Annotated in this window: 17 protein-coding genes; 10 read left to right on the top strand and 7 right to left on the bottom strand. The window is 70.8% G+C overall.

The window, feature by feature from the left end; all coding sequences use genetic code 11:
* The 3 genes from sodN to ACQP1V_RS38930 all read left to right on the top strand — a co-directional run bounded on the left by sodN (position 1) and on the right by ACQP1V_RS38930 (position 1,823).
* Positions 1–402: a superoxide dismutase, Ni gene (gene sodN, locus ACQP1V_RS38920; protein ID WP_067125825.1), complete on the top strand. Its 402-nt coding sequence runs from the start codon at positions 1–3 to the stop codon at positions 400–402.
* A 198-nt stretch (positions 403–600) separates the two neighbouring features.
* Positions 601–1,026: an anti-sigma factor gene (locus ACQP1V_RS38925; RefSeq protein ID WP_067125828.1), complete on the top strand. Its 426-nt coding sequence runs from the start codon at positions 601–603 to the stop codon at positions 1,024–1,026.
* A 17-nt stretch (positions 1,027–1,043) separates the two neighbouring features.
* Positions 1,044–1,823 carry an RNA polymerase sigma factor SigF gene (locus ACQP1V_RS38930; RefSeq protein ID WP_174550665.1) on the top strand — a complete coding sequence of 260 codons (780 nt, stop codon included), beginning with the start codon at positions 1,044–1,046 and terminating at the stop codon, positions 1,821–1,823.
* A 29-nt stretch (positions 1,824–1,852) separates the two neighbouring features.
* On the opposite strand, the gene ACQP1V_RS38935 is transcribed toward ACQP1V_RS38930, so the two are convergent.
* On the bottom strand, positions 1,853–2,248 hold the full coding sequence (locus ACQP1V_RS38935; protein WP_387415093.1) for a hypothetical protein: 396 nt from the start codon (positions 2,246–2,248) through the stop codon (positions 1,853–1,855).
* Positions 2,249–2,307: 59 nt separating this feature from the next.
* Between ACQP1V_RS38935 and ACQP1V_RS38940 the strand changes: the two genes are divergently transcribed.
* Both ACQP1V_RS38940 and ACQP1V_RS38945 read left to right on the top strand, forming a co-directional pair.
* The gene (locus ACQP1V_RS38940; RefSeq protein WP_433415970.1) at positions 2,308–3,300 is read left to right on the top strand and encodes a diacylglycerol/lipid kinase family protein; all 993 of its coding nucleotides are present in this window, start codon (positions 2,308–2,310) and stop codon (positions 3,298–3,300) included.
* 278 nt (positions 3,301–3,578) lie between these two features.
* On the top strand, positions 3,579–3,833 hold the full coding sequence (locus ACQP1V_RS38945; RefSeq protein WP_067125837.1) for a WhiB family transcriptional regulator: 255 nt from the start codon (positions 3,579–3,581) through the stop codon (positions 3,831–3,833).
* A 120-nt stretch (positions 3,834–3,953) separates the two neighbouring features.
* On the opposite strand, the gene ACQP1V_RS38950 is transcribed toward ACQP1V_RS38945, so the two are convergent.
* The gene (locus tag ACQP1V_RS38950) at positions 3,954–5,417 is read right to left on the bottom strand and encodes a sensor histidine kinase (protein ID WP_387415097.1); all 1,464 of its coding nucleotides are present in this window, start codon (positions 5,415–5,417) and stop codon (positions 3,954–3,956) included.
* Positions 5,418–5,484: 67 nt separating this feature from the next.
* Here ACQP1V_RS38950 and ACQP1V_RS38955 point away from each other — a divergent pair, with 67 nt between their 5' ends.
* The 4 genes from ACQP1V_RS38955 (at position 5,485) to ACQP1V_RS38970 (ending at position 9,936) form a co-directional block, all read left to right on the top strand.
* Positions 5,485–6,636, top strand: a complete 1,152-nt coding sequence (locus ACQP1V_RS38955) for an 8-amino-7-oxononanoate synthase (RefSeq protein WP_387415099.1) — start codon at positions 5,485–5,487, stop codon at positions 6,634–6,636.
* 46 nt (positions 6,637–6,682) lie between these two features.
* Positions 6,683–7,408 carry a GntR family transcriptional regulator gene (locus ACQP1V_RS38960; RefSeq protein ID WP_387415136.1) on the top strand — a complete coding sequence of 242 codons (726 nt, stop codon included), beginning with the start codon at positions 6,683–6,685 and terminating at the stop codon, positions 7,406–7,408.
* Between the two features lie 9 nt (positions 7,409–7,417).
* The gene (gene bioD, locus ACQP1V_RS38965; protein WP_433415975.1) at positions 7,418–8,140 is read left to right on the top strand and encodes a dethiobiotin synthase; all 723 of its coding nucleotides are present in this window, start codon (positions 7,418–7,420) and stop codon (positions 8,138–8,140) included.
* A gap of 146 nt (positions 8,141–8,286) precedes the next feature.
* On the top strand, positions 8,287–9,936 hold the full coding sequence (locus tag ACQP1V_RS38970) for an acetolactate synthase (protein ID WP_433415978.1): 1,650 nt from the start codon (positions 8,287–8,289) through the stop codon (positions 9,934–9,936).
* A gap of 4 nt (positions 9,937–9,940) precedes the next feature.
* Here the strand turns inward: ACQP1V_RS38970 and ACQP1V_RS38975 are convergent, their stop codons facing one another.
* Entirely contained in the window at positions 9,941–11,659 is a 1,719-nt protein-coding gene (locus ACQP1V_RS38975) for a serine/threonine protein kinase (RefSeq protein ID WP_433415981.1), read from the bottom strand.
* Positions 11,660–11,988: 329 nt separating this feature from the next.
* Between ACQP1V_RS38975 and ACQP1V_RS38980 the strand changes: the two genes are divergently transcribed.
* Positions 11,989–12,366 (top strand): thioesterase family protein, encoded by a 378-nt coding sequence (locus ACQP1V_RS38980; protein ID WP_067125857.1) that lies wholly within the window; start codon positions 11,989–11,991, stop codon positions 12,364–12,366.
* Positions 12,367–12,375: 9 nt separating this feature from the next.
* Here ACQP1V_RS38980 and ACQP1V_RS38985 read toward each other — a convergent pair whose 3' ends face one another.
* The 4 genes from ACQP1V_RS38985 to ACQP1V_RS39000 form a co-directional block, all read right to left on the bottom strand.
* Complete coding sequence (locus ACQP1V_RS38985; protein ID WP_218001608.1) at positions 12,376–12,588, bottom strand: biotin/lipoyl-binding carrier protein; 213 nt, start codon at positions 12,586–12,588, stop codon at positions 12,376–12,378.
* Positions 12,589–12,668: 80 nt separating this feature from the next.
* Complete coding sequence (locus tag ACQP1V_RS38990) at positions 12,669–14,000, bottom strand: acetyl-CoA carboxylase biotin carboxylase subunit (RefSeq protein WP_433415984.1); 1,332 nt, start codon at positions 13,998–14,000, stop codon at positions 12,669–12,671.
* A gap of 134 nt (positions 14,001–14,134) precedes the next feature.
* Positions 14,135–15,400 (bottom strand): HD-GYP domain-containing protein, encoded by a 1,266-nt coding sequence (locus ACQP1V_RS38995; RefSeq protein ID WP_387415109.1) that lies wholly within the window; start codon positions 15,398–15,400, stop codon positions 14,135–14,137.
* A gap of 12 nt (positions 15,401–15,412) precedes the next feature.
* Positions 15,413–16,762, bottom strand: coding sequence for an HD-GYP domain-containing protein (locus ACQP1V_RS39000; protein ID WP_433415988.1), 1,350 nt, complete (start codon positions 16,760–16,762; stop codon positions 15,413–15,415).
* Between the last annotated feature and the right edge of the window lie 314 nt (positions 16,763–17,076).

Genomic DNA, 17,076 nt, shown 5'->3' on the forward strand with positions numbered 1-17,076 from the left:
ATGCTCGCACGACTGCTGCGGCCCAAGCACGAGGCGTCCGCCCACTGCGACCTGCCGTGCGGTGTTTACGACCCCGCCCAGGCCCGCATTGAGGCCGAGTCGGTCAAGGCCATCATGGCCAAGTACGCCGACAACGAGGACCCGGTGTTCCGCGCCCGCGCGCTCACGATCAAGGAAGAGCGCGCCGAGTTGGTCAAGCACCACCTCTGGGTTCTGTGGACCGACTACTTCAAGCCGCCGCACCTTGAGCAGTACCCCCAGCTTCACCAGCTGTTCTGGGACGCCACCAAGCTCGCGGGCGCCGCCGGTGCGAAGGGCACCGTCGACGTGGCGAAGGCCGACGAGCTCCTGGGCAAGATCGACGAGATCGCGAAGATCTTCTGGGAGACCAAGGCCGCCTGAGCCTGAGACTGTCCAGACCCCGCCCGGTCCACGACCGCGCGGGGTCCGGTATTTCCGGGCCGTCCGAACCGTGAGATTCCCCCGTGACGACCTCCAAGATCGCGACAATCGGCGCGTCCAAGCCGAGCAAACGTGGTCGAGTGGCGGTAGGTTGCAGTGAGCGGCAGTGCGCCGGCTCGATATGGGGCGAGGAGGAACGTGACCGAGGAAACCGAGACGCCTGCGGTGGATCTGGCCGGGATCCGCGACGCTGTGAGTGTCCGGCTGCCCGCCGTGAGCGCCTATCTGTCAGTGCTGCGTACAGCTACCGCCGGGCTGGCCGCCCGGCTGGACTTCACCCTCGACCAGATCGAGGATCTTCGCATCGCGGTGGACGAAGCCTGCGCGATGCTCCTGCGGCAGGCTGTGCCCGGCACCGATCTGGTCGCCGAGTTCGAGCTCACCGGAGAGGAGATGACGGTCCGGGTCGAGGTCAACACGGTCGGAGTGACCACTCCCAAGCGCGACGACTTCGCCTGGATGGTGCTCACCGCGCTCGCCGACGACGTGGACGCCATCTCCGACTCCCCCGATCACATGGCGATCGTGCTGCGTAAGCGCCGAGGCGCAGCGAGGCCGGCGTGACGGAGAGGACGCGTGCCATGGCCTCGGGCGACTCGGCGGTGCCCGACCGCGTGCGTGCCCGCGCGCTCTTCGGGGAACTCGTCGAGCTGCCGGCCGACGATCCGAGGCGTCAGCGCATCCGCGACGAACTCGTCGAACTCCACCTCCCGCTGGTGGAGTACCTCGCCCGCCGGTTCCGCAACAGGGGCGAGTGGCTCGACGACCTCACCCAGGTCGCCACAATCGGCCTGATCAAGTCGATCGACCGCTTCGACCTGGGCCGCGGCGTCGAGTTCTCCACCTACGCGACCCCCACGATCGTCGGAGAGATCAAGCGGCATTTCCGCGACAAGGGCTGGGCGGTCCGGGTGCCGCGCCGGCTTCAGGAGCTGAAGCTGTCGCTCACCAAGGCGATCAGCGAGCTGTCGCAGCGGGAGAGCCGCGCGCCCACGGTCGCCGAGTTGGCGGCCCACCTGCAGATGACCGAGGAAGAGGTCCTCGAGGGCCTGGAGTCGGCCAACGCCTACTCCACCGTGTCCCTCGACGCGCCCGACTCCGGCGACGACGACGCGCCCGCAGTGTCCGACTCGCTCGGCATCGTGGACGAGTCGCTGGAAGGCGTGGAGTACCGCGAGTCCCTCAAGCCGCTGCTGGAGCGGCTGCCTCCTCGGGAGAAGCGCATCCTGCTGCTGCGCTTCTTCGGGAACATGACGCAGTCGCAGATCGCGACGGAGCTCGGCATCTCGCAGATGCACGTGTCCCGTCTCCTCGCCCGGACCCTCGCCCAGCTTCGCGAGGGCCTGACCGCCGAGGACTAGGGAGGGGCTTCCTCCCTGGCCCGTCCGGCTCAGGACGCGTGCGGTCCGTCCTCGCCCATCAGCGCCTTCGTGGACGGCGGGGCGAGGAGCGTCACCAGGGCGATCACAGCGGCCAGCACCAGCGGCACCCCGTAGGTGTACTGCTGGGACTGGATCAACGTGATCGCCACGGGCAACGCGAAGATCTGGGTGAGCACACCCGGCCCCCTGCTCCAGCGCAGCACCTGGAGAACCCCCCAGGCGACCCAGAGCAGGCCGAGGCCGGCCAGGACCCCGAAGGCCGCGACGGCGATGGAAGTCGTCATGTCGCTCGGCTGCCCGATCAGCGTCTCGACGGCGACGTAGCCGCCGAGGATCAGGGAGACGAGGCCCTCGACGGCCACGACGGCGGAGGCGACGGTCAGGGTCATGGGTCGGCTGCTCACAGCGGCCAACACTAACAACTTGGGCGGTAGGGCATGGTTCGTGCTCTACCCTTCAGGGCATGCGGGCTCTCCTTGTCGTCAACCCCAAGGCGACCTCGACCAACCATCGCACGCGTGACGTTCTGATGAGGGCGCTCGGCGCGGCCATGGACCTGACCGTCGAGGAGACCGGCTACCGAGGGCACGCGGCGATGATCGCGGGGACGGCGCACGCCAAGGGGTTCGACGCCGTCGCCGTGCTCGGCGGCGACGGCACCATCAATGAGGCGGCCAACGGCCTGCTGCGCGGGCAGCCCTCCGCGCCGGCGTCGGAGCGGCCCACGCTGATCGTGATCCCCGGAGGGAGCGCGAACGTGTTCGCGCGGGCGCTCGGGCTGCCCAACAACCCGGTCGAGGCGACCGGAGCGGCCCTCGAGGCGCTGCGGGACGGCCGCCGGCGCACGATCGGGCTCGGCGAAGCCGTCTGGGACCACGATGTTTCACACGGCGACGCGGGGGCAGTGCCGCCGACAGGCCCGCACGGGTCGCGTTATTTCACATTCTGCGCTGGGCTCGGGTACGACGCCGAGGTCGTCCGGGCCGTCGAGGGGTTGCGGAGTGCCGGCTGCAAGGCGACGCCCGCCCTGTACGTCAAGACGGCGATCAACCACTACTTCCTGACCGATCGCCGCCGTCCGGCCATGGTGCTGGAGCGTCCGCGGCAGGCGCCGCAGAGCCGGATCTTCATCGCGATCGTGTCCAACACCGCGCCGTGGACCTTCGCCGGGTCCCACCCGATCAACCCGACGCCGTGGGCCGGGTTCGAGACCGGGCTGGACCTGCTGGCGCTGCGGAAGATGCGGTTGAGCACGGTCGTCAGCCTGGTACGGCAGATCATCGGGGAGCGGTCGGGCCTGCCGACGGGTCGGCACCTGGTCCAGGCTCACGACGAGGAGGAGTTCACCCTTTCCGCCTCCCGTCCGATCGCCTTCCAGTTGGACGGGGACTACCTGGGAGAACGTGAACGGGTGCTTTTCCGGTCTATCCCGGACGCATTACAAGTCCTCGTCTAGCCCGTTACATGCCGTCATAGTGTGACGAATCCGACAGCCATAACCGGCAAAACCTTCTCCCAAACCTCTTGTGCGGTCTTGGCGTCCCTGAAAAGCTGATTTCGACGTCGGAACGTAGGACCTTTCCGGAAGCCACCGCTCCCTGGAGGTCCCGGCGATCAACGAACCCATCCCGGACTACCCGTGTTCCGGGAGCACGTTCGCAGCAGTTAGTGAAAGACTTCACAAAGTTGACGGTCAGGAGCCGCGGAGGCTCCACTTACGAAGGAGTGGAACGCATGGACTGGCGCCACCGCGCTGCCTGCCGTGACGTGGATCCCGAGCTTTTCTTCCCGATCGGCAACACCGGCCCCGCGCTCATGCAGATCGAAGAGGCGAAGCAGGTATGCCGGCAGTGCTCCGTCATGGAGTCGTGCCTCAAGTGGGCGCTGGAGTCCGGTCAGGACGCCGGCGTCTGGGGTGGGATGAGTGAGGACGAGCGGCGCGCGCTCAAGCGCCGGACGGCCCGCGCCCGCGCCCGCGCGAACGTCTGAATTTCTCCCCCAGAGGTCCCGCACTGAAGATCTCGCATAGCGCCAAATACAACAGCGCTCTCTTTTCACTGTTGTTTCGGTCACATGAAAGGCGAGGGTCGCGTCCGAAGGACGCGGCCCTTACCCCGTTTGTACGGGAATGCTGATCATTACTTCGGTCCCGCCGCCCTCGCGCGGCGCAATGGACAACCGTCCGGACAGCTCGCCGACCACAAGCGTGCGGACGATCTGCAATCCAAGGCTCGTCGTCGCCTCCAGGTCGAAATCGGTGGGCAGGCCCTTTCCGTCATCGGCCACCACCACCTCCAGGTGATCCGCGTCCCGCGACACGAGCACCTGGATGCTCCCGCTCGCGTGTGAGAAGCCGTGTTCCACCGCGTTCTGCAGCAGCTCGGTGAGCACCATCGCGATCGGCGTCGCCACCGCCGCCGGCAGCACGCCGAAGCTGCCGATCCGCTTGGGCGTCACATGCGCCACCGAAACCTCGGCGGTCATGGCGACGACCCGGTCGGCGATGTCGTCGAACTCGACCATCTCCTCGGGCATCTGGGCCAGAATCTCGTGCACGATCGCGATCGACCCGACCCGCCTGACCGCCTCCTCCAGCGCCTCGCGCCCCTCGGGGTTGCCGAGCCTGCGGGCCTGCAGCCGCAGCAGCGCCGCCACCGTCTGCAGGTTGTTCTTCACCCGGTGGTGGATCTCGCGGATCGTGGCGTCCTTGGTCAGCAGCTCGCGCTCGCGGCGGCGCAGCTCGGTCACGTCGCGGATCAGCACCAGCGCCCCGATTCGGCCGCCGCCGACCACGAGCGGGATCGCCCGCAGCAGCACGACGATGCCGCCGCGCTCGACCTCGGTCTCCCTCGGGGCCCGGCCGCTCGCGACGTGCATCAGGTCTTCGTTGATCGGCTCGTCCGAATAGCAGAGATCCGCCGTGGTGCGGCCCAGCTCCGCGCCGACCAGGTCCGCCTGCAGCCCGAGCCGCCGGTACGCCGAGAGCGCGTTGGGCGAGGCGTACGTCACCCGGCCCGCCCGGTCGAGCCGGAGCAGGCCGTCGCCGACCCGGGGCGAGCGGACGAGGGTCGGCTCCTCCTCCGGGAACGGGAACCTGCCCTCGGCCACCATCTGGGCCATGTCCGAGGCGCTCTGCAGATAGGTCAGTTCCAGCCGGGACGGCGTACGGGCCGAGGACAGGTTGGTCGAGCGCTGGATGACGCCGATGAACTCGCCGTCGAGGCCGCGCCGTACGGGGATGGTCTCCTCCCGGACCGGCACCCCGCTGGACCAGTCCGGGTCGCCCTCGCGGCAGATCCGGTGCTCGTTCCAGGCGACGTCGATCAGGGGGCGCTCCCCCTCGGTCACGACCATGCCGACGATGTCGTCGTGATAGACGGTGGGCCCGGTGGTCGGCCGCATCTGCGCGACGGCCACCCAGCCGGCTCCCTCTTTACGCGGGATCCACAGGATGAGGTCCGCGAACGACAGGTCGGCCAGCAACTGCCAGTCGGAGACGAGAGAGCGCATCCACTCGATGCCCGCGGCGTCGAGCGTGGTTCGGCGGTACACCATGTCGCTGAGAGTCGGCACCTCTGCATCATGCGTCCCGAACCGGCCCGAAAGCGAATCCACCCGCCCGACCTGCAAAGATGCACCCATGAGTAGGCCACTCGACAGACTGCGCGCGGCCTCCGCCGACCGGGAGGCGGCGGGCCTGCGGCGCGCCCTGCGCCCGCGCACCCCCGACCACGACGGTCTGATCGACCTGGCTTCCAATGACTATCTCGGCCTGTCCCGGGACGACCGTCTGGTCAAGGCGGCCGTACGCGCGACGGAGGAGTGGGGCACCGGCTCGACCGGCTCACGGCTCGTGACGGGATCGACGTGGCTGCACGCGGAGCTGGAGGACCGGCTCGCCGCCTTCGCCGGCGCTCCACGCGCCCTTGTCTTCTCCTCGGGCTATCTGGCGAACCTGGCGGCCGTGACGGCGCTCGCCCGCGGCGGCCTGGTGGTGTCCGACGCGGGCAACCACGCCTCCATCGTGGACGCCTGCCGCCTGTCCCGGGCCCGGGTGGTGGTCACCCCCCACAGGGACGTGGCGGCCGTGGAGGCGGCCCTGCGCGAGCGCGCCGAGGAGCACGCCGTCGTCGTCACCGACGCCGTCTTCTCCGTGGACGGCGACCTCGCGCCGCTTTCCGCCCTGCATGCGGCGGCCGTCCGGCACGGCGCTCTTCTCCTGGTGGACGAGGCGCACTCGCTCGGCGTGGTGGGCGAATCCGGCCGGGGCGCGGTATACGCGGCGGGGCTCGCGAGGGATGCTCGTATTGTGAGAACCGTCACGCTCTCCAAGTCGCTCGCATCTCAGGGCGGGGCGGTGCTCGGCGCCCCCGAGGTAGTCGAGACGCTGATCGACACGGGGCGGTCGTTCATCTTCGACACCGGGCTCGCCCCCGCCTGCGTGGGCGCCGCGCTCCAGGCCGTCGAGATCCTGGAGGAGCAGCCTGAGCTGCCGGAACGCGCGTCGTCGATGGCGCGGACGCTCGCCGCGGTGGCGCGTGAGCTCGGCCTGGAGACCGCCGACCCGGCCGCCGCCGTGGTCCCGATCGTGCTCGGCCGGCCCGGCGACGCGGTCTCCGCGGCGACCCTGTGTGCGGAACTCGGCGTGCGCGTGGGATGCTTCCGCCCACCATCGGTGCCCCACGGGAGGTCGTCTTTGAGGTTGACCGCTCGGGCCAATCTGGGGTCCGATGACCTCGCGGTGATCAGGCGGGCGCTCACCGCCGTGGTCGAACGGAAGGTGGGCATGTGAGCCGGCGAACCATCGATGACGTCGTGAGGGAGGCATCGTGACCGAGCTGTCCGAGGACGCGCCGAGAGTCCCGAAGTACTACGACGTCAAGCGGAGCCTCCTGGAACTCACCAAGAGCCTGCCTCCGGGCAGCGCGCTGCCGCCCGAGCGCACGCTCGCCGTGCGGTTCGTGACCTCGCGGACGACCGTGCGCCAGGCGCTGTCGGAGCTGGTGGTGGAGGGCCGCCTGCTGCGCATCCAGGGCAAGGGCACGTTCGTCGCCCAGCCCAAGGTCGCCCAGGTGCTCCAGCTCACGTCCTACACCGGGGACCTGCGCACCGTGGGCCTCGAACCGGACACCAAGATCCTGGACATCAGCTACATCACCGCCGACGAGCAGCTCAGCCGGCGGCTGGCGATCAACCCGGGCGGCCGGGTGCTGCGCATCCACCGGCTGCGCCTCGCCAACGGCGAGCCGATGTCGATCGACACCACGCACCTGTCCGCCCGCAGGTTCCCGCGGCTGCGGCGGGAGCTGGAGGCCCACTCGTCGCTGTACGAGACGCTGCACAACGCCTACAACGTGCGGCTGACCGACGCCGAGGAGGTCATCGAGACCGTCCTGGCCACGCCGTACGACGCCCAGGTGCTCGGCGTGGACGTGGGGCTGCCCATGCTCCTGCTCACCCGGCACGCCTTCGACGCGGACGGCCACCCGGTGGAGTACGCCCAGTCGCTCTACCGCGGCGACCGCTACAAGTTCGTCACGCGTCTGCGCAGGCCCAGCCCCTAGGGTTGGCTGATGAGCATCCTCATCGTCACCGGCACCGACACCGGGGTGGGCAAGACGGTGGTCACCGCGGCTGTGGCCGTACTGGCGCGGGAGCGCGGAGTCGCGGTGGCGGTGGTGAAGCCGGCGCAGACCGGCGTGGCGCCGGACGAGCCGGGCGACCTCGACGAGGTCATCCGGCTCTCGGGGGTCACGACGACGTTCGAGTTCGCCCGCTTCCCCGCGGCGCTCTCCCCTGCCGCCGCGGCGCGCGAGGCGGGCCTGCCGCCGGTCTCCCTGGCGGAGTCGGCCCAGCGGATCCGGGAGATCGCCGAGTCGCACCGGCTGGTGATCGTGGAGGGGGCGGGCGGCCTGCTCGTCCGCTTCGACGACGAAGGCTGGACGCTGCCGGACCTGGCGCACCTGCTGCACGCCCCGGTGCTCGTGGTCGCGCGGGCGGGACTCGGCACGCTGAACCACACCGCCCTGACGCTGGAGGTGATGGCGGCCCGCGGCGTCGAGCCGGCCGGTGTGGTCGTGGGAAGCTGGCCCGCCGAGCCGGGGCTCGCGGAGCGCCACAACATCGGCGACCTGGAGATGCTCGCCGCGCGACCGCTGGCCGGCGCGCTGCCCGAGGGCGCGGGCGCGCTCGACCGCACCGCGTTCGCCCGCGTGGCGAGGGCGGGGCTCGGCCCCACTCTCGGCGGCACGTTCAACCCGGCCCGCTTCCGATCGACGCTCCGGCTCACCCCGTGACGTAGGCCGTCCCTCTCATTCTGGAGGCGGCGGCCGAAGGGGGTTCCAGGCCCGCGGAGAGCGCGGTTTCAGGTGTAGATTCGCGGCCCAGCGGGCAGGGGCGACTCATCTATCCCCCTATGTGACTGGCTGGTAGGTTTCCCGGCATGGAGTCAGCAGCGAAGCACGCGGGCGACGTCGCGGTCGCCGTTTCCAAGGCCTACGGCGTCGAGACGATGTTCACGCTGTCCGGGGGGCACGTCTTCCCCCTGTACGACGGCGCGGTGCATGAGGGCATGCGCATCCTGGACGTACGGCACGAGCAGAGTGCTGTCTTCGCGGCCGAGGCGACCGCCCGGCTCACCCGGGGCCCCGGCCTCGCCGTGCTGACCGCGGGCCCCGGCATCACCAACGGCGTCTCCGGCGTGGCGACGGCCCACTTCAACGGCTCCCCCGTCGTCGTCATGGGCGGCCGGGCGCCGCAGTCCCGCTGGGGCTCCGGAGCGCTCCAGGAGATGGACCACCCGCCGCTGTTCGAATCCATCTCCAAGCTCGCGTTCACCGGCTCCGGCGCCGAGACGATCGGCCAGGACGTCGAGATGGCCTTCCGGACGGCGCTCGCCCCGCACCGCGGCCCGGTCTTCGTCGACTTCTACATGGACCACCTGTTCGCGCCGTCGCCCGCGCGGGACACCGAGACGCTCTCCCCGTCGCCGCTGGAGCCGGACACCGACGCGCTCGCCGACATCGCCAAGCTGATCGCCGCCGCCGAGCGGCCGGTTCTGGTCCTCGGCTCCGACGTGTGGATGGACCGCGCCGAGGAGGCCGCGCGCGACTTCGTCGAGGAGTACCGCCTGCCGGTCATCCCGAACGGGCAGGGCCGGGGCATCCTCCCCGCCGGGCACGAGCTGCTCGTCACCCGGGCCCGGGGTCGCGCCTTCGGGCAGGCCGACCTGGTCATCGTTGTCGGCACGCCGCTTGACTTCCGCCTCGGATACGGCTGGTTCGGCGGCAAGGACGGCGCTCCCCTGGCCAAGGTCGTCCACATCGCCGACGCGGCCTCCCAGCTCGCCACGCACGTCGGCCTGGCCGGATCCGCCGCCGGAGACCTCTCCCTCACCTTCTGGGGCCTCGCCGCGGCCTGCTCGACCGCCGGTGTCGATCCGAAGGCGTACGCGCCGTGGGTGGCCACGCTGGCCGAGGCGTCCGCCGCGGCGATCGCCGGGGACGCCGAGCTGCTCGCCTCCGACGCCGACCCGATCCACCCCATGCGCATCTACGGCGAGCTCGGCAAGATCCTCGCGGACGACGCGGTGGTCATCGGCGACGGCGGCGACTTCGTGTCCTACGCCGGCAAGTACGTCGAACCGCGCAACCCGGGCAACTGGCTCGACCCCGGCCCGTACGGATGTCTGGGCACGGGCCTCGGCTACTCGATCGCCGCCCGGCTCGCCCGCCCCTCCTCCCAGGTCGCGCTGCTTCTCGGCGACGGCGCGGCCGGCTTCTCCCTGATGGACGTGGACACGCTCGTCCGGCACCGGCTGCCGGTCGTCATGATCTGCGGCAACAACGGCATGTGGGGTCTGGAGAAGCACCCCATGCAGCTCCTGTACGGCTACGACGTGGCCGCCGACCTCCAGCCGCAGTGCCGGTACGACCAGGTCGTGACCGCGCTCGGCGGCGGCGGCGAGCTGGTGACGTCGCCCTCGGAGATCGGGCCGGCGCTGCGGCGCGCCTTCGACTCCGGCGTGCCGTACCTGGTGAACATCGCCACCGACCCCGCGGTCGCCTACCCGCGCAACACGACCGGGATTTAGTGATCTAGCGCGGCGACGGGCTGGGGTCCGGGGTGGCCGAGGGCGACAGGCTGGGTGACGGGCTCGGGCTCGGCGCCGCGCAAGGGATCTTGGTGATCACGATCTTGAGCGTGGCGCCCTCGGGGGCCTCCTCCCCGCCCTTCGGGTCCTGGCCGGTGACCTTCGTGCACATCCCGTCGCCGCCGGCTGAGCTCACCCTGACCTTGAACCCGAGGCTCCTCAGCCTGGCGGTCGCCTTCTCCTCGGTCAGCCCGATGACCGAGGGCACCTTCTCCATCGGCTCGTCGCTCGGGCTGGGGCTAGGGCTGGGCGACGGGGTCGGCGTCGCCGACGGTGACGGCGAGGGGCGCGGCGGCCGGGTCGCGGTGGTCGGCGGCGGTTGCACGGTCGGCGTGGGCGTCTTGGTGCGCTGCCGTCCCCTGGGCGGCGACGGGGCGGTCGTCGGCGTCTCCGTCTCATAGGTCACCGACTCGGACGAGGACGGGTTGACCTGCTCGTCGCCGGACGCGGCCAGGGCGTTGATGCCGAGCGCCGCCAGCCCGGCGAAGACGGCGAGCCCGGCCGCGCCCGCCGCGATCGGGGCCTTCCGGCTCTTCCTGCGGCGCGACCCCCTCGGCCCCGGCGTGGTGGCCGTCCCCGGGGCGGCCGGACGGTCCTCCCACGCCTCGGCGCCGTACGCGCGGTCCGCCTCGGTCGGGTAGTCGGCCGACGCGTACCCGCCGGTCGCCTGACCGTACCCGCCCGTGGCCGGGGAATATCCGCCGGTCGCCGGTCCGTAGCCGCCCGTGGCCGGGGAATATCCCCCGGTGGCCGGGGAGTAGCCGTCCGAAGCCGGGCCACCGAGGTCGAGCCCACCAGGCGCCGCGCCGGTGTCATGCGGGAACTGCGGGTGGGCGGGCTGCCGCGCATCGGGCAGCACCGACCTGCGCGCCGCCTCGCTCATCGAGGCCGCGTCCGGCCAGCGCCGGGCCGGGTCCTTGAGCAGCGCCCGCTCCACCACCATGCGCACGGCCGGGGGCACGTCCCGCGGCAGCGGCGGCGGCTCGTCCCGGATGTGCTGCAGCGCGATCGCCACCGGCGACTCGCCGTCGAAGGGCCGCCGTCCCGCGAGGCACTCGTACGCCACGACTCCGAGGGCGTAGATGTCCACGGCGGGCGTGACAGGCTGGCCTTCGGCCTGCTCCGGCGCGCAGTACGCGGCGGTGCCGAGGACCATGCCCGCGTCAGTGAGGCGGCTCGCCGCGTCGGCCCGCGCGATACCGAAGTCGGTGAGCATCAGCGTGCCGTCCGAGCGGACAAGCAGGTTGCCGGGCTTGACGTCCCGGTGGACGATGCCGCGCTCGTGTACGGCATGCAGGGCGGCCGCCGCCTGGGCGATGAGCTCCATGGCCGGCTCGGGGCCGATCCGGCCGAGGCGGGTGAGCAGCCGGTCGATCGGCTCGCCGTCCACGAACTTCATCACGAGGTAGGCCGTGGGCCCGTCCCCGGGGACGTCGGTCACGCCGTAGTCGTAGACGTCGACCACGCCGGGGTGGTTGACGGTCGCCATCGCCCGGGCCTCACCCTGGAAGCGGACGGCGAAGCCGGGGTCGTCGAGCCTTCCGGGGAGCAGCACCTTGACGGCGACGGTGCGCGCGAGAACGGTGTCCTCACCACGCCACACCTCGCCCATGCCACCGGCGCCGATCCGGGCGTCCAAGCGGTAGCGCCCCGCCAGCGTCATCCCCTGGGCCACCATGTGCCCAATACCCCCTCAAGTTCCCCGGAGTTGTCCAACCAAGCAGACCCGTGTCTCGGGAATGTCACACCCGGGTCACGGAAGCCCGCCTGTCGGGAGCCTACGCGCGAGTGATCCCGTGCTCAGTACAACGGACGGACCATCCGCGCCGGTTCACCTGGGCGACCAGGCACCTGCGACGCCACGAGGGTGGCGCGGCGTCTCAGGGCACGGCGGCGACGCAGACCGAGTAGTCTCCCTCGCCGGGCTGTCCACCACAATGGTGGCAGAACTCGCTCACGGCCTTCGAGCGTACGACTACTAGGCTGGAAAATATGACGCTAGCTCCTGGTCTGCGCGCCAACATCCTCATCATGGTGGAGCGAGAGGACACCGCAATCAGGGTGGGCAGCGGGGACGTGCCCGTCCTGGGCACGCCGCGGCTGCTCTCCTTCGCCGAAGGGGTCACCGTCAAGGCCGTCCAGCGCTACCTGGAGCCGGGCCAGACCTCGGTGGGCACGCGGGTCGAGCTGGAGCATCGCGTCCCCAGCCCCGTCGGCATGCACGTCGAGATCTCCGCCGAGCTGACCGATGTGGACGGCAGGCGGCTCGGCTTCGCCATCACCGCCGTCGACAAGACCGGACGGCTGGTCGCCACCGGGAGGATCGAGCGGGTGGTGGTCGACCGGGAGCGGTTCCTCGCGGCGCTCTGACCCTCGCGCCTACTCGATGACGGCGATCAGGTCGCCCTCCTGGATGACGTCGCCCTCGGCGACCTTGAGCTGGGCGACGACGCCCGCGTCCTCGGCGATGACCGGGATCTCCATCTTCATCGACTCCAGGATGACGAGCGTCTCACCCTCGGCCACGGTGTCGCCCTCGGAGACGACGATCTTCCAGACGTTCGCCACCATCTCGGCGCGTACTTCCGCCACCACAACTCCTCTTCAGTCATTCCACTCGCCGGACCGGCGCTCTCGCCGGACCGGCGTCCATCACGACCAGGCCCGCGGCGTCACGACCGCATGCGGGACACCAGCCCGGTGTCGTAGTCCCCGCTCGCGAACTCGGGGTGGTCCAGGAGTTCGGCGCAGAAGGGCAGGTTGTTCTTCGGCCCCTCGACGCGGAACGCCGCGACGGCCGCGCGGCCGCGCTCCAGCGCCTCCGCGCGGGTGGCGGCGTGAACGCAGAGCTTGGCTATCAGCGGATCGTAGAACGGCGTGACGGTGTTTGCCGCGACATATCCAGAATCGACCCGAATTCCCTCGCCCGACGGCTCCTCCCAGACTGAGATCTTCCCAGGTCCGGGGAAAAACCGCTTCGGGTCCTCGGCGTAGATCCGGAACTCGATGGCGTGCCCGCGCGGAGCGACCTCGACGGGATAGACCTCGCCGGCCGCGATGCGGAGCTGGTGCTCGACCAGATCGCTCCCGGTCACCAGCTCGGTGACGGGATGCTCCACCTGGAGCCGGGTGTTCATCTCCAGGAACACGAAGTCCTGCTTGTCCGCGTCGACCAGGCACTCGACCGTGCCGGCGCCGCGATAGCCGACCGCCTCGCCGACGCGCACCGCCGCCGCGAGCATCCGCTCGCGCAGCTCGGGCGTGATGCCCGGGGACGGGCTCTCCTCCACGACCTTCTGGTGCCGCCGCTGCACCGAGCAGTCGCGCTCGCCGAGCGCGACCACCGTGCCGTCGGCCAGGCCGAGGATCTGCACCTCGACGTGGCGGGCGCGTTCGATGTAGCGCTCCAGCAGGATCGCGGCACCGCCCCCGAATCGCGCGGCCGCCCTGGACGCCTGCTCGAACGCCTTGGTCAGGGACTCGTCGTCGTAGGCGACGCCCATGCCGATGCCACCGCCGCCCCCCGCGGTCTTCACCATGAGGGGGTAGCCGACCTCCTCGGCCGCGCGCAGGGCGTCCTCCAGCGTGGTCACCGGCTCGCGGGTGCCCGCGGCCACCGGGATCCCGGCGTTCTCCATCAGGTTCCTGGCGTTGATCTTGTCGCCCATCTGGACGATCGCCTCGGGAGCCGGGCCGATCCAGACCATGCCCGCGTCGATGACCGCGCGGGCGAAGTCGGCGTTCTCTGAAAGGAAGCCGTAGCCGGGGTGGACGGCCGCCGCGCCGGACTTGCGGGCGGCGTCGAGCACCTTCTCCACGTCCAGGTAGCTCTGCGCGGGGCTCGCCGGGCCGAGCAGCACGGCCTCGTCCGCCTCCTGCACGAAGGGGAGGTCCGCGTCGGCCTCGGAATAGACCGCGATCGCGCGCAGCCCCATGCGCCTGACCGTGCGGATGACCCGCCTGGCGATTTCGCCGCGGTTGGCGACAAGAACTGACTCGAACACGCAGCCAACCCTACGGCGGTGCCCCTCTGATCCCCTGCGCTTGATTCCGACTGAACGCGCACGGGGAATCTGTAGGGTCGGCACAAAAACAACGGCCATCGCCCCGGCTCCAGGCCGATCCGGTGCGAGGTGCGCTACAAGCGGGTCGTCCCGGTGAGCCGATCCACCACCCGGGCCATCGCCTCGACCACGGCGGGGTCGTACTCGGTGCCGACGCCGAACCTGAGCCGCTCCAGCGCCGCGGCCGCCCGGTCCCGGTCGGGTGATCCCCCCACCAGGTCGTCGTACGCGTTGGCGGCCTTGATGACCCGGCTGGGCATGGGCGGGGAGTGGTCCACCGTGTCGCACTGGCGGCGGACGATCTCGGCCACGCCGTGCAGCACGCCGGTCTTCCTGATCACCTCCGCGCCCAGCTCGGCGATCCGTTTCGCCTGCGCAGGATCGGTGAGGACGGTGGCCCCGCCCGGGATCGGGTCGCTGAGGGAGAGCTGCCCGATGTCGTGCATGAGCGCGGCGTACTCGAGTTCGAGCAGTTGCGGCTCCGGCATGCCGAGCTCCCTGCCGACGGCGACCGACAGCATGCTGACCCGCCGGGAGTGCCCCGGCTCGACGTACCCTCCGACCTCGGTCACCCGGCTCAGCGCCCGGACCGTCTGCAGGTACGTCGCCCGGATGCCCGCGTACTTGCGGAACGCCACCTGGGTCACCAGCAGCGGCGCGGCGAACACCAGGAGCGCCGTCATGTTCATGCTGTGCGCGGCGAGCGCGAGCAGCGTCCCCGAGGCGGCCACCGCCGCGCCCAGCGGCGCGGCCATCCGCAGCTCGTCGCGTACGGCGACACCGAAGGCGGTCCTGACCTGCTCGGCCCGGAGCATGGCGGCGATCACGACGTCGGCCGTGAGCATGAGCCCGACGAGGGCCGCCATCACGCCGAGCGCCGGCCACCAGTTGCCGTCTATCGCGATCGAGCGGAGCGAACCGGCCAGCGGACGGTAGGCGAAGGCCAGCAGCGATCCGGCGAGCAGCCTCCGGGCGATCGCGTCCAGGCGCGGCGGGCGGCCCACGGCGAGGTGCGGCAACGCCCCGGCGATCATCCCGACCGACATGACGGCGACGACCTGGAGCGCGGACTGACGGGCCGGCTGGCCGCCCACGTCGAGCAGGAGCGCGTAGCCGATCGCCGCGGCGGTGGAGATGGGCGCCACCTCGCGGTTGCCCGGCATGGTGAGCCTGGCCAGCTCGCCCACCGCGATCAGCGCGCCGAAGCCGATCGCGACCTGCGGATCGACCGGGCCGCCCGCCGCCGTGTGGGAGATCCCGGCCACCGTGAGCATCCCGGCGGCGCAGATCAACAGCAACTGGCCCGAATCGAGCCCGCGCATCGCCCTGGCGGCGGTCATGATTCCTCGCCCTCAGCGTTCCGAGATGACCTGGATGGGCATGGTGGGATCATCGTGGTCCTTGGCCGCGGCCACCGCGGGCCCCGGTGGCGCGGACACCGCGCGCGGCGGCTCCCAGCCGTGCCGGTCGAGCGCCTTGATGAAGGTGTTCACCATGACGGGGTCGAACTGGGTGCCCGCGCCCTTGCGCAGCTCGGCCACCGCCTCCTCGATCGACTTCGCCTTCCGATACGCCCGGTCGGACGTCATCGAGTCGAAGGCGTCGGCCACCGCGATGATGCGGGCGAACTCGGGGATCTCGTCCCCGGCGAGCCCCATGGGGTAGCCCTTGCCGTCCTGCCGTTCGTGGTGGTGCATGATCCCGGCGAACGCCTCGTCGAGGAAGTCGATGCCGTGCACGATCTCCAGCCCGCGCATGGGGTGGAGCTGGATAGCGGCGAACTCCTCCTCGGTCAGCTTGCCGTCCTTCTGCAGGACCTTGGTCGGCACGCCCAGCTTGCCGACGTCGTGCAGCATCCCGGCGTACCGGATGGCGCGCAGGCGCTCGGTGCCCATGCCGATCTCCTCGGCGATCATGGACGAGGCCCGCGAGACGCGGGTGCAGTGGCCCCGGGTGTAGTAGTCCTTCGTCTCGACCGCCTGGCACAGCGCGGCGATCGTCGCGTCGTAGGAGCGCTGCTGGGCGTGATAGTGCCCGAACGCCCAGCGGGCCACGAACAGTGGGATCAGGACCAGCACCGCCGAGATCGACTGCACGGTCGCCCACAGACCGGCGATCAGCAGACCGAAGGTCGCGTAGCCGAGATAGGACCCCAGGATCTGCACCGTGCCGCGGAGCGGCACCTGGTCCTTCCCCACGCCCTCGGCCAGCAGCAGGATGACCGCGGTCAGCGCGAAGTTGATCAGCACGAACGCCGCCGTTGCCGCGCCGTACGGGACGACCACCCCGGGGAAGTCGTTTTCGCGCGGCAGGCCGGGGGTGCCGCCGGCCAGCTCGAACGCCACACCCGCGGCGTATCCGCAGATCACGAACTGGGCGCCGTTGAAGAGGCGCTTCACCACCGGCAGGCCGGGCCGCACGCTGACGACCGCCATGAGCCCGACCAGCGCCGCTCCCTCGGGGCCGACGAGCACGACGGCCGCCAGCGCGGCGGAGAAGCTCACCGAGATCGCGGCCTGCGGCACGTTGAGCACCGTGGGCACGGACTCACACACCAGGAAGAGCAGCGCCAGCACGACGAGCGTCGGCAGCTCGGCCTGGTCGAACCACCCAGGGGTGACGGCGCTCTCGACCACCAGCGCGACGGCGGCGGCGTTCAGTACGACGAAGTAGACCTTCGCCGGCCACGGCAGTTCCCGCATGCGGCCACCTCGCGGCTCAGGTCCAGGAGATCCCGGAGATCACGCCGGTCTCGGCCACGAACACCACCATGGGCGTGAGCAGCATCAACGCCGCCAGCAACTTGGTGGCCACTCTGTTGAACATCGCTGCCTCCACATCGAAATCCGCCCACAGGCTACAGAAGCCCGCGCGCCCGGTCAGATAGCTCGGCGAACCGCAGCCAAACCGTGACCAACCAATCACGCTGTGCGCATTCGCCCTGGTTCGCCCGGTGGTTCGAGACACACCCGCGCGCCCGCGCCTCCCGCTGTCACGCGTGGTGGGGCGGCAACGC

It is taken from the genome of Microtetraspora malaysiensis, from assembly GCF_050947145.1.
GTDB classification, from domain to species: Bacteria; Actinomycetota; Actinomycetes; order Streptosporangiales; family Streptosporangiaceae; genus Microtetraspora_A; species Microtetraspora_A malaysiensis.

Coding starts and splice junctions, on each gene's coding strand:
- ACQP1V_RS38955 (WP_387415099.1), top strand. CDS start 5,485: ATGAGTAGGCCACTCGACAGACTGCGCGCGGCCTCCGCCGACCGGGAG.
- sodN (WP_067125825.1), top strand. CDS start 1: ATGCTCGCACGACTGCTGCGGCCCAAGCACGAGGCGTCCGCCCACTGC.
- ACQP1V_RS38945 (WP_067125837.1), top strand. CDS start 3,579: ATGGACTGGCGCCACCGCGCTGCCTGCCGTGACGTGGATCCCGAGCTT.
- ACQP1V_RS38930 (WP_174550665.1), top strand. CDS start 1,044: ATGGCCTCGGGCGACTCGGCGGTGCCCGACCGCGTGCGTGCCCGCGCG.
- ACQP1V_RS38975 (WP_433415981.1), bottom strand. CDS start 11,659: ATGACGCTGGCGGGGCGCTACCGCTTGGACGCCCGGATCGGCGCCGGT.
- ACQP1V_RS38940 (WP_433415970.1), top strand. CDS start 2,308: ATGCGGGCTCTCCTTGTCGTCAACCCCAAGGCGACCTCGACCAACCAT.
- ACQP1V_RS38970 (WP_433415978.1), top strand. CDS start 8,287: ATGGAGTCAGCAGCGAAGCACGCGGGCGACGTCGCGGTCGCCGTTTCC.
- bioD (WP_433415975.1), top strand. CDS start 7,418: ATGAGCATCCTCATCGTCACCGGCACCGACACCGGGGTGGGCAAGACG.
- ACQP1V_RS38980 (WP_067125857.1), top strand. CDS start 11,989: ATGACGCTAGCTCCTGGTCTGCGCGCCAACATCCTCATCATGGTGGAG.
- ACQP1V_RS38995 (WP_387415109.1), bottom strand. CDS start 15,400: ATGACCGCCGCCAGGGCGATGCGCGGGCTCGATTCGGGCCAGTTGCTG.
- ACQP1V_RS39000 (WP_433415988.1), bottom strand. CDS start 16,762: ATGCGGGAACTGCCGTGGCCGGCGAAGGTCTACTTCGTCGTACTGAAC.